This is a genomic window from Sedimenticola selenatireducens (genome assembly GCF_963675335.2).
Taxonomy (GTDB): domain Bacteria; phylum Pseudomonadota; class Gammaproteobacteria; order Chromatiales; family Chromatiaceae; genus Sedimenticola; species Sedimenticola selenatireducens.
This window is the reverse complement of record NZ_CAXXYC010000003.1, coordinates 1198455-1220645: the sequence shown is the minus strand read 5'-3', so window position 1 is coordinate 1220645 and position 22191 is coordinate 1198455. Positions and strand designations below refer to the sequence as shown.

Below are 22191 nucleotides of genomic sequence, written 5' to 3'. Positions count from 1 at the left end.
AGGGAGAACAGAGATATGAGCGAACGCATTGTCGTTGACCCGATCACACGTATTGAGGGTCACCTGCGTATTGAAGCGCAGATGGATGGCAACAATATCGGCCAGGCCTACTCATCCGGCACCATGGTGCGCGGCATTGAAACCATTTTGAAGGGGCGTGATCCACGCGATGCCTGGGCCTATGTGCAGCGCATCTGCGGTGTCTGCACGCTGGTGCATGGTATGGCCTCCATACGCGCGGTGGAGGATGCGCTGAATTATGAGATTCCCAAAAATGCCCAGCTGATCAGAAATCTGATGATCGGTGCACAGTATATTCATGATCACGTGATGCACTTCTATCATCTGCACGCCCTGGACTGGGTGGATGTGGTCTCGGCCCTGAGTGCCGATCCCAAGGCGACCTCCGAACTGGCTCAGTCCCTCAGCAACTGGCCAAAGTCCTCGCCGGGTTACTTCTCGGACATGAAGAAGAAGCTAAAGGGCTTTGTCGATGGCGGCCAGCTGGGCATCTTTTCCAAGGCCTACTGGGGCCATCCGGCCTATAAGCTGCCGCCTGAAGCCAACCTGATGGCGGTCTCGCACTATCTGGAAGCGCTTACCTGGCAGCGGGATGTGGCCAAGTTGCATACTATTTTTGGCGGCAAGAATCCGCACCCCAACTTCCTGGTCGGCGGCGTTGCGTCGCCGATCGATCTCAATTCCGATTCTGCCATCAATGCCAAGAAGCTCTCACAGGTGCAGGACATCATTACCCAGATGCGTGCATTTGTTGATCAGGTGTATCTGCCCGACACGCTGGCCGTGGCTTCTTTCTACAAGGACTGGTTCAAGCGGGGCGAGGGTCTGGGCAATTTCATGTGCTATGGCGATCTGCCTTCCACCAGCATGAGTGATCCGTCCGGCTTCCTGTTCCCGGCTGGGGTGATTCTGAATCGTGATCTGAGCACCATTCACGAGGTCGATGTCCATGACGCCTCGCAGATCCAGGAGTACGTCAAACACTCCTGGTACGATTATGACGAAGGCAAGGAGAAGGGCCTGCATCCCTATGATGGCGAGACAAACCTGAATTACACCGGGCCCAAACCACCCTATAAGCATCTGGATGTAGAGCAGGCCTACTCCTGGTTGAAATCACCACGCTGGAAGAACAACTCCATGGAAGTGGGGCCGCTGGCCAGGGTATTGTTGCTCTATGCCAAGGGACATGAGCCGACCAAAGAGCTGGCCGCCTTTGCCTTGAAGACGTTGGATGTACCGATCGAGGCGCTCTTCTCAACCCTGGGTAGAACCGCTGCCCGTACCCTGGAGTCGAAGATTCTGGCTGATGGCATGCAGGGCTGGTATAACGATCTGGTTGCCAACATCAAGACTGGGGACAGCAAGACTTTCAATGACAAACTGTGGGATCCATCCTCCTGGCCAAGTGAGTGCCAGGGTGCGGGTTACATGGAGGCTCCGCGCGGTGCGTTGGGTCACTGGATTGTGATCAAGGATACCAAGATCAAAAACTATCAGGCGGTAGTGCCATCCACCTGGAATGCCGGCCCGAGAGACAATGAAGGCAAGGCGGGTGCCTATGAAGCGGCACTGCAGGACAATCACCAGTTGCATGACCCGAAGCAACCGCTCGAGATTCTACGCACTATCCACAGTTTTGACCCCTGTATTGCCTGTGCGGTACATCTGTCAGATGAAGATGGCGAAGAGATGGTACAGGTAAAGGTTACCTGACGTCTCAGGGAGTCGGCTGGTCTCCTCTCCCGGGACGGGGGAGGGACCATGTCGGCTGTCCGTTCATCTCCTTCCTAGTTTAGAACAGAACCTAAAAGCAATTTCATGAAACAGTCCAGCAGTATCGCCATCCAGCGCGATGGCATAGAGTCGCCGGTGTCGCCAGAATCCCGGAGCAGTGGCTATCACAGCCAAAAGGCCGATATCTTTATCCGGGCCATTATCTGGGGATTCGTCGGCAGTATCTTCGGCGGGCTTTATATTGGCTTTGTCAGCATGTTAACGCCGCTTATTGCCAGTGACCTGGCAATCATTCCGGCAGCGGCGTTTGCCGGTGCGGTGGGCGCGGCATTCTACGGCTCCTTCCAGGTGGCGATCATTGGTACGCTCGCCGGTTCCGCTTCCGGCATTGCCTACCTGATTCTCGCGGAGAATCTGCAACTCAACGAAATGGCAGCGGTTTCCCTGATGGCGGGCGTTGTTGCCGGCTTCATCTATGGAAATACCCACCGTGAGGTGAGTGGAGCGTTGATGAAGGCGCTGACCGGACTGGTTGCAGGTACGCTTGCCGGCATCGTGCTCTGGGCATTTGTCCAGGCTGGCGCTGCTTTTAATAGTTACTTTACCGCTGCCGTACTGGTGCCGGTTACCGGAACTTTCTACATCTATGGGGTATTTAAGATAATCAGCAGGCTGGATTGCCGATTGCCTCTGTCAATGGTTGGTTCCCTTGTGGCGGCTGCGCTCTCCGTGGTGGTGGCGGGTAGCGTTTGGTCCGTGCATGAGGCGATGCTGGCAAGCTACGAACTGACGGAGTCGTCGATTCACCACGTTGGTTTCAAGCAGATTATGGGGGCGATCCTGGGTGGCACGACGGGTGGGCTTATTGCTGGCGGACTATATGCCTGGGTGGGTCTGAAGTGGCTTGACCGTCGATAGGTTCTGCGGACAGATGATAGCTGTTCTTTCTGACGAGAGAACAGTGGGTTAGGGTGGTGCTATCGGTTTATAAAGAAACTTTCGATACTTACTTCTACTGATTATCTTTATTCAGTAACCGGGCGATCTCTTCTTCACCGAGAGGGGCGGGCTGTTTTACGCGCAGACTCTCTATCCACTCCTGGGAAAAATCACGCTGCAGGTAGCTGTTTAATAGCGCCGTTCCAGCCATTGAAACAAATGCTCCGAGGGAAGCAAGTGCCATATCCTTATGGCTGTCCCATACATCACCCTGAGTGCCGAGGTAAGCCATACCCAGCGTACCACCGAAAAGCTCGGCGGCTCCCCACTCGAACAGTTCAAACATCATGGAACTGGACATGGTCAGATCCAGTGGCAGGAAGTAGCCCCAGAAACCGCGAACGCTGGCCACCCGAAGAAATACCTCCCGCACCGGGTAGGCCAACAGTAAGCCATATAAAAAGTGGACCACCCGATCGAAGTTGTTGCGTTCCCACCCCATCAGCTGATTGAACGATTGCCCTGCCATGCTCTGAAACCAAGCTTCGTAAGGTACCTCGGCGTAGGTATAGTGCGCCCCCACTTCGTGCAGACAGAAAAACAGAAATATCAGCGTATAGGAGATGCGGGACAGGGGCAGGTGTTTATAAGATCCGACAAGCAGACCTATAAACAGCAGAACCAGTATATTCTCAAGTAACCAATCGTTGCGGTAGAGTGGATCAATGGCCAGCCAGAGCCACCAAACCAGAAAGAGGCAGAGCAGGATTAATGTGAAACGGCGGTGTGAATTGCTATTGAACGCGATCATTGAATTAGCCAGTTAGTCTGCCCAGTGTTTGGGCATCCCTAAAAGTTTTCTAGCTCCAAGGCCACACATTACGAGTGATAAACGACTGTTAGCTTCTTACCTTCAGAGTACATGGCACCCGTCTGTGTCACTTCTGATCTCTTTCCGCTCCGGTGTCAGCTTGCCATTGCCGCGAAAGGCTTGGTCATCGGCCGACCGATGCTCTTGCATCGGGCGACCCAGCGCCTGGGCATTAATACCAAGGTTCTTCGCAGTCTCGGCCCTGCTGTAGCTCTGGTCAAGGACTAGGCTGACCGCGTCCAACTTGAATTTTTTTCGAATACCTTTTTCGTGTTGTCATTGTCTTTACCTCAGTTAAGTGAATTATGCTTAACTGGGTTGTATAAATCTATTAGGTCACCTCAGTCTACAATGACAAGTGTCAGACGGCCTATCGACATATTTATGACTCGTATTATGGTGGTGGTGAGAGTCTCTATCAGGACGATGGCTAGTGTTGGCGGGTGTTTCTGTGCAGGGCCAGGTTTGTGATAAACGAAGGCGTAGTTTGAGGCCTGTGAAATAGCCCGACGTGAGGTATGGATGGAAATAAAAAACCCCTAACATATTGAAATGAAAGGGGTTTCTGTGTCTGGTGCCGAGGAGAGGACTTGAACCTCCACGGGGTTTCCCCCACTAGCACCTGAAGCTAGCGTGTCTACCAATTTCACCACCTCGGCTTTTCCGGTCTGGTCGCAGTTGATTGCGCTCACATTCCAGAGGCCGCGAACTTTACAGCGACATTTAATCCTTGTCAACGGTACAATGGCATTTCAATTAAACAAAATTCAGGGAATATCCTTTGAGCAGAAGTTCAGGTAAGAAAACAGCAAAAAATGCGGATCCGCACCATATCCGGGAGGCGAAAAAATACGCCAACCCGATACCCAGTAGAGAGTTTATTCTCCAGCACCTGGCGTCTGCCGGCGTGCCCATGGCCCAGCAGGAATTGGCCTCACAGCTCACTTTGCATAACGATGATGATCTGGAAGCGTTGCGCCGGCGACTCAATGCCATGGAGCGCGACGGCCAGGTGGTACGCAATCGCAATGGCGCACTCTGTATCGTCAACAGCAAGGATCTGATTGCCGGACGGGTCATTGGGCATCCTGATGGGTTCGGTTTTCTGCGTCCTGATGAGGGTGGTGAGGATCTGTTTGTATCGCCCCGGCAAATGCGTCAGTTGCTGCACAATGATCGGGCTGTGGTCCGGGTGGTGGGGCTGGACCGGCGTGGCCGCAAGGAGGCGGCGGTGGTCGAGGTGCTGGAGCGGGGGAATCAACTGGTGGTCGGTCGTCTCTATATGGACCAGGGCGTCGGCTTCGTCGTGCCGGATAATAAACGGCTGCATCAGGACATTGTGATTCCCGAGGATAATTTTAATGATGCCGGCCATGGTCAGATGGTGGTGGCCGAGATTGTTCAGCAGCCAACCAAGCGCACCCAGCCCATCGGCAGAATCAAGGATGTACTCGGGGAGCATATGGCCCCCGGCATGGAAACCGATGTGGCGATCCGAACCCATCAATTGCCGCTCGAGTGGCCGGATGAGGTGCAGCAGGAGATCGCCCATCTGGGGCGTGAAGTCGATGAAGGCGCCAAGCAGGGCCGGGTCGATTTGCGCCATCTGCCATTGGTCACCATCGATGGCGCGGATGCCCGGGATTTTGATGATGCGGTCTACTGTGAAGCCAAACCCAAGGGCTGGCGTCTGCTGGTCTGCATTGCCGATGTTTCCAGCTATGTGAAACCCGGTAGCGCCTTGGATCGGGAGGCAAAGTTACGGGGCAACTCGGTTTATTTCCCCGACCGGGTGATACCGATGCTCCCCGAGGTGCTCTCCAATGGGCTCTGCTCGCTCAATCCGGCGGTCGATCGCCTCTGCATGACCTGTGAGCTCTATGTCAACAAGGAGGGGGTGGTGACCCGGTCACGCTTCTTTGAGGCGGTCATGCGCTCCCAGGCGCGCCTGACTTATGACCAGGTGGCGGAGATGCTGATCGAGGGTGACCCTGAACTTTGCACCACCCATGCCGAGTTACTTCCTCATCTGCACCAGCTGTATGCGCTTTTCCAGGTGCTGCGGGTGGCGCGGAGTGAGCTGGGGGCAATCGATTTCGATACCACCGAAACCCGTATCCTGTTCAATCAGGAGCACAAGGTGGAGCGGATCGTACCAGTGGTGCGCAACGATGCCCACCGCTTGATCGAAGAGTGCATGCTGGCGGCCAATGTGGCGGCGGCGCGTTTCCTGCTGCGCAAGAAACTGCCGGCGCTGTATCGTAATCATGACGGGCCGCAAGCAGAGAAATTACTGGATCTGAAGGAGTTTCTCGGCGAGCTGGGTCTCAGGTTGCCCGGCGGCGAGAAGCCGCAGACCCGTGACTATGCGGAGCTGCTCGACCAGGTGCGTGACCGTCCCGATTCCCACCTGATCCAGACCGTGCTGCTGCGCTCGCTGTCGCAGGCGGTCTACAGCGCGGAAAATCAGGGTCATTTCGGACTCTCCTTTGCCGCCTATACCCACTTTACCTCGCCCATTCGTCGCTATCCGGATCTGATTGTCCATCGCGCCATTCGGCATCTGCTGAAGGGCGGAACGCTGGAGGATTTCGACTACTCCCAGACCGAGCTGCAGGGGCTGGGCGAACACTGTTCAGCCACCGAGCGCCGCGCCGATGAAGCGACCCGGGATGTCACCTCCTGGCTCAAGTGCGAGTACATGATGGACAAGATCGGTGAAGAGTTCGTCGGCATCATTACCTCGGTCACCTCGTTCGGTATCTTTGTCGAACTGGACGAGATCTATGTCGATGGTCTGGTGCACATCACCGCACTGGATAATGACTATTATCATTTTGACCCGGTGGGCCACCGGTTGACCGGCGAGCGATCCGGCATGGTCTACCGCCTGGGTGATCAAGTGAAGATACAGGTGGCGGCCGTGAACCTGGATGATCGGAAGATCGACTTTATCCTGGTGGAGGCGGTGGGTGCCAAGGCAAAGTCCAGGCGCAGGAAAAAGCCGGCTTCTGAACCGGCAGGTGAAACCACGCCTCGGGACAGTGCCGGGAAAAAACGGAAGAAGCCGGCCAGCAGCCGTGCTGCGGCATCGGCTGTGAAGGATAAAAAGCCTGTCAGCCGGAAACAGGGTGACAAGCCGACCGGGCGGAAGCGGCGCGGCCCGGGAAAGCGTGGAAAATCCAAGGCCGAATAGATGGCATATATCAGGCTGCTGCGTGTTAGATGTCGTCATCTTTTTTCCGGTTTTATGTGGTGTTTGTAGAGGTTGTAAATGAGTGAGAGTCAGCTGGTTGCCGGGTTGCACAGTGTCAGAACGGCGCTGAAGCACGGCGCTGGATCACTGTTGGAGATCTGGGTCGAGGGGGCGCGCAAGCAGGACAGGCGTATGCGCGAAGTGATCGGCCTGGCTCGGGAATCCACTGTTCCGGTCACCTACGTGAGCCGTGAGCAGTTGGACGAAATGACTGAGGGATCAAATCACCAGGGGGTTGCGGCGCGTACCCGGGTTCCCTCATCTCTGGATGAAAAAGCCCTGGAAGAACTGCTTGCCGGGCTGGATGTTCCGCCTTTTCTGTTGATCCTGGATGGCGTTCAGGATCCGCACAATCTGGGTGCCTGTCTGCGCAGTGCGGATGCAACAGGGATACATGCGGTGATTGCTCCCAAGGACCGTTCGGTGGGATTGACCCCGACGGCCTGCAAGGTAGCCAGTGGAGCCGCTGAAACCGTCCCTTTTATTCAGGTAACCAATCTGGCACGGACGTTGAAAGGGTTGCAGTCCGAGCACGGGGTGTGGCTGGTGGGCACGGCCGGGGAAGCCGAGACTCCGCTCTATGACGCCGATCTGAAGGGACCGCTCGGTATTGTGATGGGTGGCGAGGAGAAAGGCATGCGCCGACTGACCCGGGAATCCTGTGATCTGTTGGTGAAACTGCCCATGGCCGGAGCTGTTGAAAGCCTGAATGTAGCCGTGGCCGCGGGCATCTGTCTGTTTGAGTCGGTCAGGCAGAGGGGAATGACCAGTTAGGTGGCCGGTGGTGCTCGCCCTTATTGCATGTCTTGGGGTGGCGATGTAGAATCCGCGGTTTCCTGGCGTGGAGGTGCCTCCGCGCTTTACTCCTTGCCTCACCATAATAAATGGGAGGCTCTATTATCCGAAAGGGGAAATAATGAGACACTACGAAGTTGTGTTTATGGTCCATCCGGACCAGAGTGACCAGGTTTCCGGCATGATTGAGCGCTATCGCTCACTGATCGAGACAGATGGTGGCCGTATTCACCGTCTAGAGGACTGGGGACGCCGTCAGCTCGCCTATCCAATTCAAAAGTTGCACAAGGCCCATTACGTACTCATGAATATTGAGTGCAGCGCGGCGGTTCTCGAGGAGCTTGAGAGCGTGTTCCGCTACAACGACGCCATCCTGCGTAACATGGTCATCAAGTGCGACTCTGCCATTACAGAGGCTTCACCGCTGGTGAAATCCCAGGATGATCGTGATGACTCCTCCAGATCCTCTTCCGACGACGCTTCTGATGATGAAGATGGCGACGAAGATGACGATGATAATGAGGCCGCATCGGCCTGATCAGGCCATGGTTCGTGGAATTATCTGGTCGTCCAGATGAGATATGACCAGTTTAAATGAATTGAATAGAGAGATTGATATGTCACGTTTTTTCCGTCGCAGAAGATACTGCCGTTTTACCGCTGAAGGGATCACCGAGATTGATTACAAAGATCTCAACCTGCTTAAGGCCTACGTCAGCGAAACCGGCAAGATTGTGCCAAGCCGCATCACCGGTACCAAAGCCAAATATCAGCGTCAGTTGGCCACAGCCATTAAACGCGCGCGTTACCTGGCGCTGCTGCCGTACACCGACAGCCACTGAGGCTGTCTTTTACCCGCGTTCATTGTTTTGTTGAATGATCGCGGACACTGTTTGAAATTGCCGGGTTGGAGTAAATGCGGGTTTTAGCATCCTTTGTGATGCGGGGTGTTCCACAGGCGGTGATGTTGACCATCCTGTTGGCGGCCCTGTCACTGCTCATTCCGCCGGCAAGTATACTCAGCACTTCCGTCGTGGCCCTGGTCACTCTGCGGAAGGGAACTGTACCCGGAGCCCTTATTTTGGGGCTTGCCACCGCCATCAGTGGCGGGATCGCGCTGCTGGCATTGGGCGGGGTCAATCTGGCCATCGGATTTCTGATCCTGATGTGGTTGCCAGTCTGGTTGCTGGCCGTGCTGCTCAGGTCCAGCCGGTCCTTGGCCCTGGCGATTGTGGGTGCAATGGTTCTCGGTTTTGTGATGCTCGGTGGACAGTTTATCCAGTCTGCCGATCCCGTGGCTGATTGGACAGCGCTACTGGGTCCCTTTGTGGAGTCACTGGTCGATGCACAACTGGTAGAGGGCAGCCAGCAGGCGACACTGGTCGCGCTGATGGCAAGCTGGATGCCGGGTATTGTCGCCGCAGGCTTTTTTCTGCAGTTGACAGTGTCCCTGCTTCTGGCGCGCTGGTGGCAGGCGCTGCTGTATAACCCGGGTGGTTTCCGCACCGAGTTTCATCAGCTGAGATTGCCCAAGGTGCTATCAATAGCCCTGTTGTTGGCGGTGCTGCCGATGTTGATGCAGAGCGGAACCGAAGTGACAGTGGCGGAGTATGCCCTCATCCTGTTGGTGGTGGCATGGTTTATCCAGGGACTGGCGCTGGCACACGGGATTGTCGGGAAGCTGGGTTCAAGCAGTGGCTGGTTAATTGGCATATATCTGCTGCTGTTATTTGCCTTGCCGCATACGGTTATCGTACTGGCAATGGTTGGAATAGCAGACGCATGGTTTGATTTCAGGGCACGCCTGGGACCCCGTGGTCCAGGACAGGCGAGCTGAAGATTTAATACCTGTTACAGGGGAAATAACGATGGAAGTTATTCTGTTAGAGAAAGTAGATAACCTGGGTGGTCTGGGTGATAAGGTCAACGTGAAGTCCGGTTACGGTCGCAACTTCCTGATTCCTACCGGAAAGGCCATAACTGCAACCAAGAGCAACGTGGCCGAGTTCGAGGCGCGTCGGGCTGAGCTGGAGAAGCAGGCGGCAGAAGCGCTGTCCGCTGCCGAGGCACGCAAGACGAAGCTGGAAACCCTGACCATCACCATCGAGCGTAAAGCGGGTGATGAAGGTCGTCTGTTTGGTTCAGTCGGCACTGCGGATATCGCGGAGGCAACGGTGGCAGCCGGTGGTGAACTGGAGAAACGGGAAGTTCGACTTCCGGATGGTCCGTTCCATGCGACCGGTGAATTCGACGTGCAGGTTCACCTGCACACCGATGTGGATGCCACGCTCAAGATCGTGATCAAGCCCGAAGTCGCCTGATCAGGCGTCAAGGGTGACAGAATAACGCCGGGACCGATGCTGTCGGTCCCGGCGTTTTTTTGTTCTGGGATGGCCGGGAGCGGTGTTGCCAGGCATTTGTCCGTTGCAGGCTAAAAAAGTTGCTGAGGAATTCCAGCCAGCCACGTTTTGCCGTATCCTTTGGCTCTATATCGAAGCCAGACCATCAGAGACGCATGCAAAATTCCGTTTTTCCATCCGACATGCCCGATGAGAGCGGCATGACCGACCAGTTGCGGATTCCGCCGCACTCGATTCAGGCGGAGCAGTCCGTGCTGGGCGGTCTGATGCTGGATAATCAGTCCTGGGACAACGTGGCCGACCGGGTTTCCGAAGGCGATTTCTATCGTCGTGAACATCAACTGATCTTCCGTGCTATCGAAGTGTTGGCCGACCAGCAGCGGCCCTTTGATGTCATCACCCTCTCTGAAGAACTGGGTCGCCACGGCCACTTGGAGAACGCAGGTGGCCTTGCCTACCTTGGTGGCCTGGCCAAGGATACTCCCAGTGCCGCCAATATCCGCGCCTATGCCGATATTGTGCGTGAGCGTTCGGTGATGCGACAGCTGATCCATGTCGGTAACGAGATTGCCGACAGTGGGTTTCATCCAGAGGGGCGCGACAGTTCCGAATTGCTGGATGCCGCCGAAAGCAAGGTCTTTGAGATCGCCGAAAAGGGTGCCAAGGGCAAGGGTGGATTTGAGGGTATCAAGTCGCTGCTGACCAAGGCGGTGGACAAGATCGAAACCCTGTTTGCCCAGGATCAGCCGATTACTGGCCTGAGTACCGGCTTTGCCGATCTCGACAAGATGACCTCTGGACTGCAGCCGGCGGATCTGGTGATCGTGGCCGGTCGCCCCTCCATGGGCAAGACTACCTTCGCCATGAATGTGGCGGAGAACGTCGCCTTGCTGAGTGGCAAACCGGTAGCCGTCTTCAGTATGGAGATGCCGGGCGAGTCGTTGGCGATGCGCATGATGTCCTCCCTGGGACGCATTAACCAGACCCGGGTGCGCACCGGCAAGCTGGAAGATGATGAATGGCCCCGGCTCACCTCGGCCGTGAGCATGCTGGCCGAGACCAAGTTCTATATCGACGACACGCCGGCCCTCAGCCCGCTGGAGGTGCGTGCCCGCGCCCGACGCCTGATGCGTGAACATGGGGAGCTGGGCCTGATCATGCTGGATTATCTGCAGCTCATGCAGGTGCCCGGGATGGGGGACAACCGCACCAACGAGATCTCCACCATCTCCCGCTCGCTGAAGGCGCTGGCCAAGGAGTTGAATGTCCCGGTGATCGCACTTTCCCAGCTCAATCGGAGTCTGGAGCAACGCACCAACAAACGGCCCATTATGTCGGATCTGCGCGAGTCGGGCGCCATCGAGCAGGATGCGGACCTGGTCGTCTTTATCTACCGCGATGAGGTCTATCATGAAGATAGTCCGGACAAAGGAATCGCGGAGATCATTATCGGCAAACAGCGAAACGGACCCATCGGCAGTGTCCGGCTGACTTTTCTGGGCGAGTACACCAAGTTTGAAAACTACGCCCATGATGTCTATGGTGATTCCGGATACTGATGGGCCCCACTGCACGCATCGATCTCGCCGCGCTCAGGCATAATCTGCAAAAAGCCCGCGACTTTGTTCCGGGAGGCCGCGTCTATGCAGTCATCAAGGCCAATGCCTACGGGCACGGAATGTTGCGGGTGGCGCCGTATCTTGCCGGCGCGGATGCCCTGGCGGTCGCCCGGGTCGAGGAGGCGGTAAAACTCCGTCAGGCCGGGGTAGATCGCCCGCTGTTGGTGCTGGAGGGGTTCTACGATGCCGCTGAACTGGAAGCGGCCGCACATTATCAGCTTGAGGTGGCGGTCCATCAGCAGGAGCAGATAGATATCCTGCGCCAGCGGCGTCTGACGCATCCAATTGTCTGCTGGCTGAAAGTCGACAGCGGCATGCACCGCCTCGGATTCCAGCCGGCAGCGGTAGAGGGCGCCTGGCAAGCGCTTCAAAGTGATCCCTCTGTTGCCGCGGGGGTGCGCCTGATGACCCATCTCTCCTCGGCCGATGATCTCAATGACCCGACTACGTCGGCGCAGCTGGCGACCTTCAGGCCTTTTGTGGAGCGGTTTCGCACTCCGTGTTCAATCGCAAACTCGGCCGGCATTATCGGCTGGCCGGCGGCAAAATCAGACTGGATCAGACCCGGCATCATGCTCTATGGCGCGTCCCCCATGCTGGGGCAGACCGGTGAGCAGATCGGCCTGAAGCCGGTGATGTCGCTGCAGAGCCGGCTGATCGCAATCAACCATTTTGCCAAGGGAAGTCCCATCGGTTACAGCGGTAACTGGGTCTGCCCGGAAGATATGCCGGTCGGTGTGGTTGCCGCGGGCTATGGCGACGGCTATCCGCGGCATGCCCCATCCGGCACCCCGGTACTTCTCAATGGCAGTCGGGTGCCGCTGATCGGGCGGGTGTCGATGGATATGCTGACTGTTGATCTGCGCAGCCAGCCGGCTGCCAGGCTCGGCGATCCGGTGACCCTCTGGGGTGAGGGGCTGCCGGCGGAGGTGGTTGCCCATCAGGCCGGGACCATCGCCTATGAACTGTTCTGTGGCGTGACCCAACGGGTGCTGTTTGAAGAGATCAATGGATAGGGGTAACGCATGGCGGGCGTGAGCGGCAAGAAAGCTGGGAAATCCATCTATATCTGCACTGACTGCGGCGGCCAGTTTCAGAAATGGGCCGGACAGTGCGCCGATTGTAAGGGCTGGAATACCCTGCAGGAATCGATTGCTCCTGCCGCTTCCCCGGCCGGCTCGCGTTTTGCCGGCTACGCGGGCGACGCCAACCAGAATCAGATCCGCAATCTCGCTGATGTCTCACCGGAGCAACGCAGCGGTGAGCCCACCGGTCTGGCTGAACTGGATCGGGTCCTCGGAGGCGGCCTTGTGGGTGGTTCGGTAGTCCTGATCGGGGGTGACCCGGGGATCGGGAAGTCAACTCTGCTGATCCAGACCATGGCCCAGTTGTCGGCCCGGCTCAAGACACTCTACATCAGTGGTGAAGAATCTCCGGAACAGATCAGTTTAAGAGCCATGCGGCTTAGTTTGAACAGTGACGGATTACGGCTGCTGGCCGAGACCGGTGTCGAGCGAATTATTGCTCTGGCCCGGCAAGAAAGTCCGGCTGTCATGGTAGTGGATTCGATCCAGACTCTGTATACCGAGCAGCTGCAATCCGCCCCCGGATCCGTGGCCCAGGTCAGGGAGTCGGCCGCCCAGTTGGTGCGATTTGCCAAACAGACCGGCACTACCGTGTTTCTGGTCGGCCATGTAACAAAGGAGGGAGCACTGGCCGGTCCCCGGGTGCTTGAGCATATGGTGGATACCGTGCTCTATTTCGAGGGCGAGTCAGGCAGCCAGTTTCGTCTCATCCGTACCATCAAAAACCGCTTTGGTGCGGTCAATGAGCTGGGTGTTTTTGCCATGACGGATCGGGGGCTGCGCGAGGTGAATAACCCTTCCGCCATCTTTCTTTCCCGCCATGGAGAGGCGGTCCCGGGCAGTGTGATCCTGGTGACGCGGGAGGGCAGTCGGCCACTGCTGGTGGAAGTACAGGCCCTGGTGGATGAGAGTCCGCTCGCCAATCCGCGCCGTGTCACCCTGGGCCTGGAGCAGAACCGGCTCTCCATGCTGTTGGCGGTGCTGCACCGGCATACCGGCATTGCCATGTTTGATCAGGATGTTTATGTCAACGTGGTTGGCGGAGTGCGGATTACCGAGACCGCCTCCGATCTGCCGCTGTTACTGTCCGTGCTCTCCAGTTTTCGGGACCGGGTGGTTCCCCGGGAACTGGTGGCTTTTGGTGAAGTGGGGCTGGCGGGTGAAATACGGCCCGTGCCGAATGGGCTGGAGCGGTTGCGGGAGGCCGCCAAGCACGGATTCAGTCGAGCTATCGTGCCTCGTGCCAATGCGCCAAAAAAGGCGATTGATGGGATAGAGGTGTCTGCTGTTGATCGGCTGTCGGACGTATTGGATCTGTTCTAGGCGTCTGTTGGCCAATCCCGACGCGTTTAGCCAAGCGCGGACAGTTCACGCTCCAGCGACGCGGTATCACCCAGATTCAGCTCCACCAGTCGACGCAGGTGACTAATACTCTCCATGTCGATATGCACGCAGTGCATCCCTATCTGTGCGTTCTCAAGGTGGGCGATCTGCGCCTCCATGTCTATAAAGATATCGTCACCGAGCCGGATGTTGAGCAATACTGTGTCGCCGGATTTCCCGTTAAAGCCTGTCGCGGTTTCCAGCAGTGCGCCGTTCAGGGAGATATCGATCAGTTTGCTGTGGAAATGTTTGTTGTTGTGGGAAACGGTCACCGGGGCATCGAACAGTATCCGGTGAAAATTACGACGCTCATCTTTATCTACGGTGGTCATGGCAATAATACCGGTCGCTGATTGCTGAAGGGGATGAACCTTGAGTCCATCACATAGCGGCAGATTGTACAATCTCCTCATGAAACCGCATTCTGATATTACCCATTTGGATTTCGTTGCCTTCCCGCAGGCGAACACAGCTGTTGCCGATGGATTGGTTGTTCACCTTGGGCGGGACATCGCCTTCCAGATGCGAGATGTAGTAACCGTCATTCCGGTGCGCAATCACTGCGCACTCATCACCGGTCAATCCGAGCCGGGTGAGTCCCCGTTGCAATGGAATGATTTTCCCCAGGTGTCTGCCGCTCAGAATCTGAATGGTTCCGGTAGGTAGTGTGTTTATGCAGTGAAGTAGTTGATCAAAGGCATTTTTTGACACGCCTGGTTGGCGCCCTGGCTGATTGATTGAATGCACATTGTCTTTGAGGAAGGTCGGATTCAGGCCAATGGCGTTTTCTGAAAAGAAAAGCTCATGTTTGCCAATCTGGATAATATCTCCATGAGAAAGCTGGGTTGGCGTAGTGATTGGATGATGATTGACCCAGACCTTGTGGTCGTCAATTGGGGAGATATGGCACTGCTCGTTGTTCAGCGTGATCAGTGCATGCCGCTCGGCGACCGCCAGGCTTTCAATATGAATCCCGGCATCCGCGGCTCGGCCGATGGTGGCGGTTGTTTCACTCAGATTGTGCAGTCCGATGAAACGCCCTTTAAAGCATAAGGTTAACTTGGGCATGGCAGTGATTATTGCTTTGATTGTCAGTTTTCAGAGAAAAAGCATCAAATTGGTACTACGTTTAGCGGCCGATACGAAGCGGACTGAAGTTACTAATGTGAAATAAGTCACGATAATAGCATCATGGGCACAAAAGATACCGGGGCATTCGGCCTTATTGCCGGACGGCTGTTGGCCAATGCGGGCCAGTAATCTGTTGCAATCCACCAGTGCGGCGGATCAGCGGGTGCCAGTTCTTCGTTATGTTTCCACCGGGTATTTTTGCGGCTGGATTCGCACCATTCGGACCATATTGTCCTTGATCTGCAGAATCTCTACCGGATAGCCTGCCAGCAACAGGCTGGTACCGGGTTCAGGAATTGTCTCCATATATTCGATAATCAAGCCGCTGATGGTCCGGGGGCCGTCAACCGGTAGCTCCCAATGATAGGTACGCACCAGTTCTTTAATATTGGCGCTACCGGAAACCAGAAAGCTGCCATCCTCCTGCGGTTGAACCTCCTGTACGCTATCTGCCGGGTCGGTACTGAATTCACCCACGATCTCTTCCAGCAGATCAACCAGAGTGACCAGGCCCAGCAGGTCACCGTACTCATCCACGATCATACCGATGCGCTGCTTTTTTCGTTGAAAGTTGATCAGCTGCCGATTGAGCGGGGTGCCCTCCGGGATGAAGTAGGGTGGGTCGCAGATTTCCCGAATGACGGCATGGGTCAGCTCGCCGTGGGTAAGCGCATGCATCGCCTTTCTGACATGAATGGTGCCCACGATATCATCGATGCTGCCGTCAAATACGGGCAGGCGGGTATAGGCGCTGTTTTGTAACTGTTTGATGATCTCCTCTATTGGCTCTTCCAGATCGATACCGTCCACCTCGTTCCGGGGGATCATGATGTCTTCCACTGCCAGCTTCTCCAGGTCAAGAATACTGAGCAGCATTTTTTGATGGCGCTTTGGTATCATGGCGCCGGCTTCGATGACTACCGTCCTCAGTTCCTCCTTGCTGAGAAACTGATCATCCATATCATCCGGTGAAACATTAAGTAATCGAAGGATCATATTGGCGATGCTGTTGACCACCCAGACCAGCGGGTAGAGTAGCCGTAGCAGCGGGGTATAAACAAATGCCGCCGGAAACGCCAGTTGCTCCGGTTTCAGCGCGGCGAGGGTTTTTGGTGCCACTTCGGCAAAAATGAGAATCACCAGGGTGAGCAAAAAGGCCGCCACGGCTATCGCTGCCTCGCCGCCCAGACGCAGGGCGATTACCGTTGCCAGTGATGAGGCCATGATGTTGACGAAGTTGTTCCCGAGCAGAATCAATCCGATCAGCCTGTCGGGGCGCTCCAGTAGTTTGCTTGCCCGGACGGCGCCGTGATGCCCGATCTTGGAGAGATGGCGCAGGCGGTATCGGTTAAGTGTCATGAGGGCTGTTTCTGATCCGGAAAAGAACGCCGATAACAGAATCAGAAAAATGAGTATGCCGAACAGCATACCGGTTGAGATGTCGCTCAAAGGACGCGCCTTCTGTAGTATAAAGTGAGTGTCATTTCTAAGCTGCCTGTTTTGTGATGTCAAGCCAGGTCGCTCTGAGTGTTGTGTGATCGGACATGGTATCAGCTGTCGCTATGGATATGCTTGGTGGAGGGGATATGCCAAATCAGCAGGATGATCAGAATTCCAGGGGAGTATCATTCAGCGGAACTATGCCGGTTCAATGGGAAGAGCGAGCGCTGGACGGGCCATTGAGTAGACTGGAGACGGATGAGAAAAACGCACGCCTGCTGAAGGCCATGCTGGTCTCACAGGATCTGCAGTACGAATATGGTGACGAATCCGGAGATCGGGGAGTGGCCGATCTTGCCCGGGTTGAGGCCAAGCTCGATCTGTTGCTTGATATGGTTTCACAATTGTTGCGGAGTGAACAACAGGACGCGATACAGACGACGGTGCTTCTCTGGCTGACTGGAGCTTCATGGATCAGCTCGGACGATCATTTGCCCTCGGTCGGTGAGCGGCTCTGGTTAGCTCTATATATTGATTCGCGCCTGGCTCAGCCGCTCAGGCTACCGGTTCTGGTAACGGATATCACAAGTCATGGTGGGACGTCAGAGATCACTGTCGCGTTTGAATCACTTGATGAGCCGGTCGAAGACCTTCTGGGGAAGCTGATCTTTCGCCAGCATCGTCGCATGATCGCTCAGCAAAAGGCAGAAAAAAGATCCGGACCCGACTGAAGGAATATTATTAATATATTCAGTAAATACAATAAGTAATAGCAATTAGTTTAAATAAAAATTAAAATGTAATGCTAGCTATCTGTGTTAGCATCAATAATTATCAGGTATTTTCATGCAGTGTCAGCAGATTGATAGGCGACAATATTTTGACAATTCACTCATAAGCTGGTTAACTCCTTGCCTCATGTGGTTTTTATCAGAACAGAGCAGTTTTATCGAGGGCCAGGGATATGGGCAATGAAAGGTAAACTGTTAGAGGCCTTTGAAATGTTGCATAACGGTTGCTTGTTGCTTGTGGATTGTGATCAGGAACGAATAGATTATCTTCGTACCATATTCCATTTTATCGACTATGAGCTGGAGACTGTCAGTGATTGGGCCTCGCTGAAGCAGCGGCTTACCGAGCGGGACAAGGATAAGTGCACTTCTGTGTTGATTGGCCCTGATTATTCTTCGGATGAAAGGAAGCAGTTGATCGATGTGATCAGGGAAGAAACGACCGATATTGCACTGCTCCAGCTTTTGAGAAAAGATCAAACAACCGCCAACGTGCACGTGGAGTCCCCCTGCATAGGCGCTGTTTCCATCCCCAGCCAGTATGAGGAGCTGATCGGCCTGTTGTACAAGGCACAACTGTTCCAGGAGAATTGCCAAAACAAAAGCAGCGGCCAACGGCCGTTGGAGCTGTTCCGAAGTCTGTCCGGCAACAGTCGGGCGACCAAGCAGATCAACAAAATGATCGAACAAGTGGCCGATACCGAGGCCACGGTACTGATATTGGGTGAATCGGGGACCGGCAAAGAGGTGGTCGCGCGAAAGCTCCACTACAACTCATCGCGGCGTGGAAAGCCCTTTGTGCCGGTGAATTGCGGTGCTATTCCGGCCGACCTGCTGGAGAGTGAGCTGTTTGGACATGAAAAGGGTGCCTTTACCGGCGCCATCAGTGCCAGGCAGGGTCGGTTTGAAATGGCCGATGGTGGCACCCTGTTCCTGGATGAAATCGGCGACATGAGTATGCCGATGCAGGTCAAGCTGTTGCGGGTTCTGCAGGAGCGTTCTTTTGAACGTGTCGGCAGCAACAAAACCATACAGTGCAACGTCAGGATCATTGCGGCTACCCACCGGAATCTTGAAGAGGCGATCAAGGAAAATCGCTTCCGCGAGGACCTCTATTACAGGCTGAATGTATTTCCAATAGAAATGCCGCCTTTACGGGAGCGGCGCGATGATATCCCGGTACTGGTCAATGATCTGATTGCGCGCATTGAAAAAGAGAAGCGTGGATCAGTGCGGTTGACTCCGGCCGCGGTCATGGCGCTGACCCAGTTTAAGTGGCCGGGGAATGTCCGGGAACTGGCGAATCTTATTGAGCGGCTGGCCATCCTTTATCCCTACGGAATTGTTGATGTCAAGGATCTTCCGGAGAAGTTCCGGGTCGGTATGACAATCAGCGAATCCACCGGCGACCTCCCCGAGGTGACCGTGTTGGGAGAAGAGTCTGGTGTGGTTGAGAGTGTTCCACGACTCCCTAATGAGGGGATTGATCTTAAAACCCATCTCAGTAACCTGGAGCTGAATCTGATCCGTCAGGCGCTGGATGAGTCTGATGGTGTAGTTGCCCATGCCGCCAAGCGCCTCAATATGCGCAGAACAACACTGGTCGAGAAGTTGCGCAAATTCGGTCTTCAGCGCACCCATGAAACGACAAATATTTGACTAGCTCGTTTACAGCAAAGCTAAGGCATTGAAAAATAATAATTAAAAAAATTGGCACGTTATTTGTTATCTGATGGTTAAGCGTGGGGTTTTACTCCGCAAGCGTCAAATAACGGTACATGCCAATGGCAATGCAAAACAGTGTGCAACGTGAACAACTCGAAGACGCCTTCCAGATTTTTAATCAGGTGTCGGGACAGCTGGTTGATTCTTATCATCAGTTGCAGCAACAAGTCGTCCGCCTTACCAGTGAACTTTCCGAAGCCCGCAGCGAACGCCTGTTGCAGCTGGCGGAAAAGGAGTCATTGGCCAACCGCCTGGTCCACCTGTTGGAAACCCTGCCTGCCGCCGTTGTCGTGTTGGATGGCGACGGTCTGATCAAACAGATCAACTCTGCAGCGCGAGAGATATTCCCCGGCATCGAAGTCAATTGTGAGTGGCACCAGATACAGCAGCGTCATTTTAAACCCGGTCAGGCGGAGGGTGAGCAGTGGCTCATATCCGGCCGACTGGTTTCGCTGACCCAGCGCTCCCTCGCCCCGGAGTCCGGCAGTATCCTGTTGCTTCTGGATGTCACGGAAGCGCGTCAGATGCAGGAGCGGATTTCCCGTAAACAACGGCTGAGTGTCATGGGTGAAATGGCGGCCCAACTGGCGCATCAGATCAGGACCCCACTTAGTTCGGCGTTGCTCTATACATCACACCTGTCACGCGATGATCTCTCTGGCCAGCAGCGCGAAAAATTTTCTACACGCTGTATTGAACGTCTGCACCACATGGAGAGTCAGGTGAACGACATGCTCAGCTTTGCGCGGGGAGGGCAGTTTGAGCTGACCCCACTCTCTGTCAATGAGCTGTTAATGGAGCTGGTTCGGAATCTGGAGTTGCTCTGTCAGGAGCACGAAGCGGTTCTTGAATATCGAATTGAACTCGATGCGGATATCAGAATCAACGGAAACTCCGCCGCTCTGTCGGGTGCCCTGTTGAATGTCGCACTGAATGCGCTGCAGCAGAACAGTCGGATACACCTGAAGATTTATGCTGAAAGGCAGGCCGGGAATGTGCGGATCAGCATTAGCGATGACGGGGCCGGGATTAGTGTTGAAAACCAGCAGCGTATTTTTGATCCTTTTTTTACCACTCGACCTGATGGCACCGGACTTGGTCTTGCCGTTGTCCAATCGGTCGTTCTGAGCCACCAGGGCAAGCTCACAGTAGAGAGCACGCCTGGTGAAGGTAGCTGTTTTTATATTCTTTTGCCGCTGTCAACGGATTATCGCGGAGAGCCGATCACTGCTCCCGAATGTCATGAAGAGAGTGGCTGCAAAACCGCAGTAGGAGTCCTGCATGAGTGATGCAACTGTTTTAATTGTTGAGGATGATGCAACTCTGCGTGAAGCGTTGTGCGACACCCTGGAGTTATCGGGCTATGGCGTGGTTTCCGCAATTGACGGGGAAAGTGCGCTCAAGGTGTTGGGTTCACAATCTGTTGGTCTGGTCATCAGCGATGTACAGATGCATCCCATGGATGGGCATCAGTTGCTTGCCAGGATCAAATCCCGTTTTCCGGCCATGCCGGTGCTGATGATGACCGCATTCGGCAATATAGAAAAAGCGGTTGCAGCGATGCGAAATGGTGCCACGGATTACCTGGCCAAACCGTTTGAGCCGGCACTTCTGATCGAAAAGGTGAAGGCTTGTATTAAGCATATTCAGCCGGTAGACGAACAGGTGATCGCTGAAGATATCCGTACCCGTGAACTGTTGGGTCTCGCGGGGCGCGTGGCCAGGAGCAGCGCGACAGTCTCGATCGGTGGCGAAAGTGGAACCGGTAAGGAGGTGTTTGCCCGGTATATTCATCGCCAGTCCCAATGCAGTGAAGGGCCTTTTGTGGCGATCAACTGCGCTGCCATACCGGACAATATGCTTGAGGCGATGCTGTTCGGTTATGAAAAAGGGGCTTATACAGGGGCTTATAATTCGGCCCCTGGAAAATTTGAGCAGGCACAGGATGGTACGCTGCTGTTGGATGAAGTCTCTGAAATGAGTTTGCCTCTACAGGCAAAACTGTTACGGGTGTTACAGGAAAGGGAGGTTGAACGGCTGGGTGGCCGCAAGGTGATCCCCCTTAACGTCAGAATATTGGCGACCACCAATCGGAATCTGCGGGAAGAGGTGGCTGCCGGCCGTTTCCGTGAGGATCTGTTCTATCGTCTGAATGTGTTTCCCCTGCATCTGTCGCCGCTGCGGGACAGGCCGCGGGATATCCTGCCGCTGGCGCGTTTTCTGCTTCGACGGATTTGCCATTCGCAAAAGATAGTTGAACCGAGACTCTCACAGGAAGCGGAACAACGACTGTTGGGGCATAGCTGGCCGGGTAACGTCAGAGAGTTGGATAATGTGATGCAGCGCGCACTGATTCTCTGTGATGGCACTGAAATATCTCCCGATGCACTCTGCTTTGAAATGGATCTGGTCATGCCGCAACCCGTCCGTGAATCCAATGAGTCGGAGGCCAAAGGCTGTCTGAGCGATGACCTGCGGTCCATGGAGGAGCGCATGATCCTAGATGCGTTGCGTGAGGATCGTGGGAGTAGAAAAGAGGTCGCCGAGCGTCTCGGTATCAGTCAACGCACACTGCGTTACAAGATTGCGCGATTACGGGAGGCGGGTGTGGCCATTCCCCGGTGATATTGGTGCATTTTCTGCATGCACTTGAATTCAGTGACACGGTTTTGACGGAATAGAGATAATGACGACGACAAATATAGATCAAGTACTGGCCCAGATACGCACCATGTCCGCCCAGGCTGCGGCCACGCCCAAAGTGGTTGATGATCCTGCCGGGGCCAGCTTCGGGGATCTATTGACCCAGTCGATCAATCAGGTAAACGAAACCCAACAGCATGCCGGCGAGATGAAGCGAGCATTTGAGCTCGGTGCGGAAGATGTCAATCTGGCTGAGGTCATGGTAGCTGTCCAGAAGTCCAGTCTCTCTTTTGAAGCCATGCTTCAGGTCCGGAACAAGCTGGTGGACGCCTACAAAGAAGTCATGAATATGCCAATATAAATTTGTTTATAAACAAAGAATAATATATTTTTAT

The 22191-nt window shown here is 55.0% G+C and carries 20 protein-coding genes, 1 tRNA gene and 1 pseudogene; 16 read left to right on the top strand and 6 right to left on the bottom strand.

The window, feature by feature from the left end:
• Window positions 1-15 precede the first annotated feature (15 nt).
• Entirely contained in the window at window positions 16-1737 is a 1722-nt protein-coding gene (locus ACHZBF_RS09310) for a nickel-dependent hydrogenase large subunit (protein ID WP_321528271.1), read from the top strand.
• A 105-nt stretch (window positions 1738-1842) separates the two neighbouring features.
• On the top strand, window positions 1843-2676 hold the full coding sequence (locus ACHZBF_RS09305; protein WP_321528270.1) for a hypothetical protein: 834 nt from the start codon (window positions 1843-1845) through the stop codon (window positions 2674-2676).
• 94 nt (window positions 2677-2770) lie between these two features.
• Here ACHZBF_RS09305 and ACHZBF_RS09300 read toward each other — a convergent pair whose 3' ends face one another.
• The 3 genes and pseudogenes from ACHZBF_RS09300 to ACHZBF_RS09290 form a co-directional block, all read right to left on the bottom strand.
• Complete coding sequence (locus tag ACHZBF_RS09300) at window positions 2771-3508, bottom strand: DUF2238 domain-containing protein (RefSeq protein WP_321528269.1); 738 nt, start codon at window positions 3506-3508, stop codon at window positions 2771-2773.
• Window positions 3509-3640: 132 nt separating this feature from the next.
• A pseudogene (locus ACHZBF_RS09295) lies at window positions 3641-3848 on the bottom strand (transposase); the annotation flags it as partial.
• Window positions 3849-4140: 292 nt separating this feature from the next.
• Window positions 4141-4227: transfer RNA gene (locus tag ACHZBF_RS09290), tRNA-Leu, on the bottom strand.
• Window positions 4228-4349: 122 nt separating this feature from the next.
• Between ACHZBF_RS09290 and rnr the strand changes: the two genes are divergently transcribed.
• The 9 genes from rnr (at window position 4350) to radA (ending at window position 14006) form a co-directional block, all read left to right on the top strand.
• Window positions 4350-6764 carry a ribonuclease R gene (rnr, locus tag ACHZBF_RS09285; RefSeq protein ID WP_321528268.1) on the top strand — a complete coding sequence of 805 codons (2415 nt, stop codon included), beginning with the start codon at window positions 4350-4352 and terminating at the stop codon, window positions 6762-6764.
• Window positions 6765-6842: 78 nt separating this feature from the next.
• A complete protein-coding gene (gene rlmB, locus ACHZBF_RS09280) occupies window positions 6843-7598 on the top strand; it encodes a 23S rRNA (guanosine(2251)-2'-O)-methyltransferase RlmB (protein WP_321528267.1) in 756 nt (251 codons plus the stop codon).
• A gap of 142 nt (window positions 7599-7740) precedes the next feature.
• A complete protein-coding gene (rpsF, locus tag ACHZBF_RS09275) occupies window positions 7741-8157 on the top strand; it encodes a 30S ribosomal protein S6 (RefSeq protein ID WP_273438357.1) in 417 nt (138 codons plus the stop codon).
• Window positions 8158-8236: 79 nt separating this feature from the next.
• Entirely contained in the window at window positions 8237-8461 is a 225-nt protein-coding gene (rpsR, locus tag ACHZBF_RS09270; RefSeq protein WP_029133745.1) for a 30S ribosomal protein S18, read from the top strand.
• A gap of 74 nt (window positions 8462-8535) precedes the next feature.
• Entirely contained in the window at window positions 8536-9456 is a 921-nt protein-coding gene (locus ACHZBF_RS09265; RefSeq protein WP_321528266.1) for a DUF2232 domain-containing protein, read from the top strand.
• A 31-nt stretch (window positions 9457-9487) separates the two neighbouring features.
• Window positions 9488-9940: a 50S ribosomal protein L9 gene (gene rplI, locus ACHZBF_RS09260; protein WP_273438359.1), complete on the top strand. Its 453-nt coding sequence runs from the start codon at window positions 9488-9490 to the stop codon at window positions 9938-9940.
• Between the two features lie 239 nt (window positions 9941-10179).
• On the top strand, window positions 10180-11538 hold the full coding sequence (gene dnaB, locus ACHZBF_RS09255; RefSeq protein WP_335340044.1) for a replicative DNA helicase: 1359 nt from the start codon (window positions 10180-10182) through the stop codon (window positions 11536-11538).
• A complete protein-coding gene (alr, locus tag ACHZBF_RS09250) occupies window positions 11538-12614 on the top strand; it encodes an alanine racemase (protein ID WP_394707562.1) in 1077 nt (358 codons plus the stop codon). The genes dnaB and alr overlap by 1 nt, the downstream gene beginning before the upstream one ends.
• A 9-nt stretch (window positions 12615-12623) precedes the next feature.
• Window positions 12624-14006, top strand: a complete 1383-nt coding sequence (gene radA, locus ACHZBF_RS09245; protein ID WP_029133750.1) for a DNA repair protein RadA — start codon at window positions 12624-12626, stop codon at window positions 14004-14006.
• Window positions 14007-14032: 26 nt separating this feature from the next.
• On the opposite strand, the gene ACHZBF_RS09240 is transcribed toward radA, so the two are convergent.
• The 3 genes from ACHZBF_RS09240 to ACHZBF_RS09230 all read right to left on the bottom strand — a co-directional run bounded on the left by ACHZBF_RS09240 (window position 14033) and on the right by ACHZBF_RS09230 (window position 16646).
• Window positions 14033-14398: a PilZ domain-containing protein gene (locus ACHZBF_RS09240; RefSeq protein ID WP_037375342.1), complete on the bottom strand. Its 366-nt coding sequence runs from the start codon at window positions 14396-14398 to the stop codon at window positions 14033-14035.
• Window positions 14399-14447: 49 nt separating this feature from the next.
• Window positions 14448-15134 carry an FHA domain-containing protein gene (locus ACHZBF_RS09235; protein WP_273438364.1) on the bottom strand — a complete coding sequence of 229 codons (687 nt, stop codon included), beginning with the start codon at window positions 15132-15134 and terminating at the stop codon, window positions 14448-14450.
• 240 nt (window positions 15135-15374) lie between these two features.
• On the bottom strand, window positions 15375-16646 hold the full coding sequence (locus ACHZBF_RS09230) for an HlyC/CorC family transporter (RefSeq protein WP_321528265.1): 1272 nt from the start codon (window positions 16644-16646) through the stop codon (window positions 15375-15377).
• 137 nt (window positions 16647-16783) lie between these two features.
• On the opposite strand from ACHZBF_RS09230, the gene ACHZBF_RS09225 reads away from it, so the two are divergent.
• From ACHZBF_RS09225 to fliE, 5 genes are all read left to right on the top strand, one after another.
• Entirely contained in the window at window positions 16784-17368 is a 585-nt protein-coding gene (locus tag ACHZBF_RS09225) for a PilZ domain-containing protein (RefSeq protein WP_321528264.1), read from the top strand.
• A 240-nt stretch (window positions 17369-17608) separates the two neighbouring features.
• Window positions 17609-19087, top strand: coding sequence for a sigma-54 dependent transcriptional regulator (locus ACHZBF_RS09220; protein ID WP_321528263.1), 1479 nt, complete (start codon window positions 17609-17611; stop codon window positions 19085-19087).
• Between the two features lie 125 nt (window positions 19088-19212).
• Window positions 19213-20442, top strand: coding sequence for a sensor histidine kinase (locus ACHZBF_RS09215; protein WP_321528262.1), 1230 nt, complete (start codon window positions 19213-19215; stop codon window positions 20440-20442).
• Complete coding sequence (locus ACHZBF_RS09210; protein WP_321528261.1) at window positions 20435-21778, top strand: sigma-54-dependent transcriptional regulator; 1344 nt, start codon at window positions 20435-20437, stop codon at window positions 21776-21778. The genes ACHZBF_RS09215 and ACHZBF_RS09210 overlap by 8 nt, the downstream gene beginning before the upstream one ends.
• A 61-nt stretch (window positions 21779-21839) precedes the next feature.
• The gene (fliE, locus tag ACHZBF_RS09205; RefSeq protein ID WP_321528260.1) at window positions 21840-22157 is read left to right on the top strand and encodes a flagellar hook-basal body complex protein FliE; all 318 of its coding nucleotides are present in this window, start codon (window positions 21840-21842) and stop codon (window positions 22155-22157) included.
• The last annotated feature ends 34 nt before the right edge of the window (window positions 22158-22191 follow it).

Coding starts and splice junctions, on each gene's coding strand:
- ACHZBF_RS09310 (WP_321528271.1), top strand. CDS start 16: ATGAGCGAACGCATTGTCGTTGACCCGATCACACGTATTGAGGGTCAC.
- ACHZBF_RS09305 (WP_321528270.1), top strand. CDS start 1,843: ATGAAACAGTCCAGCAGTATCGCCATCCAGCGCGATGGCATAGAGTCG.
- ACHZBF_RS09300 (WP_321528269.1), bottom strand. CDS start 3,508: ATGATCGCGTTCAATAGCAATTCACACCGCCGTTTCACATTAATCCTG.
- rlmB (WP_321528267.1), top strand. CDS start 6,843: ATGAGTGAGAGTCAGCTGGTTGCCGGGTTGCACAGTGTCAGAACGGCG.
- rpsF (WP_273438357.1), top strand. CDS start 7,741: ATGAGACACTACGAAGTTGTGTTTATGGTCCATCCGGACCAGAGTGAC.
- rpsR (WP_029133745.1), top strand. CDS start 8,237: ATGTCACGTTTTTTCCGTCGCAGAAGATACTGCCGTTTTACCGCTGAA.
- ACHZBF_RS09265 (WP_321528266.1), top strand. CDS start 8,536: ATGCGGGTTTTAGCATCCTTTGTGATGCGGGGTGTTCCACAGGCGGTG.
- rplI (WP_273438359.1), top strand. CDS start 9,488: ATGGAAGTTATTCTGTTAGAGAAAGTAGATAACCTGGGTGGTCTGGGT.
- dnaB (WP_335340044.1), top strand. CDS start 10,180: ATGACCGACCAGTTGCGGATTCCGCCGCACTCGATTCAGGCGGAGCAG.
- alr (WP_394707562.1), top strand. CDS start 11,538: ATGGGCCCCACTGCACGCATCGATCTCGCCGCGCTCAGGCATAATCTG.
- radA (WP_029133750.1), top strand. CDS start 12,624: ATGGCGGGCGTGAGCGGCAAGAAAGCTGGGAAATCCATCTATATCTGC.
- ACHZBF_RS09240 (WP_037375342.1), bottom strand. CDS start 14,398: ATGACCACCGTAGATAAAGATGAGCGTCGTAATTTTCACCGGATACTG.
- ACHZBF_RS09235 (WP_273438364.1), bottom strand. CDS start 15,134: ATGCCCAAGTTAACCTTATGCTTTAAAGGGCGTTTCATCGGACTGCAC.
- ACHZBF_RS09225 (WP_321528264.1), top strand. CDS start 16,784: ATGCCAAATCAGCAGGATGATCAGAATTCCAGGGGAGTATCATTCAGC.
- ACHZBF_RS09220 (WP_321528263.1), top strand. CDS start 17,609: ATGAAAGGTAAACTGTTAGAGGCCTTTGAAATGTTGCATAACGGTTGC.
- ACHZBF_RS09215 (WP_321528262.1), top strand. CDS start 19,213: ATGGCAATGCAAAACAGTGTGCAACGTGAACAACTCGAAGACGCCTTC.
- ACHZBF_RS09210 (WP_321528261.1), top strand. CDS start 20,435: ATGAGTGATGCAACTGTTTTAATTGTTGAGGATGATGCAACTCTGCGT.
- fliE (WP_321528260.1), top strand. CDS start 21,840: ATGACGACGACAAATATAGATCAAGTACTGGCCCAGATACGCACCATG.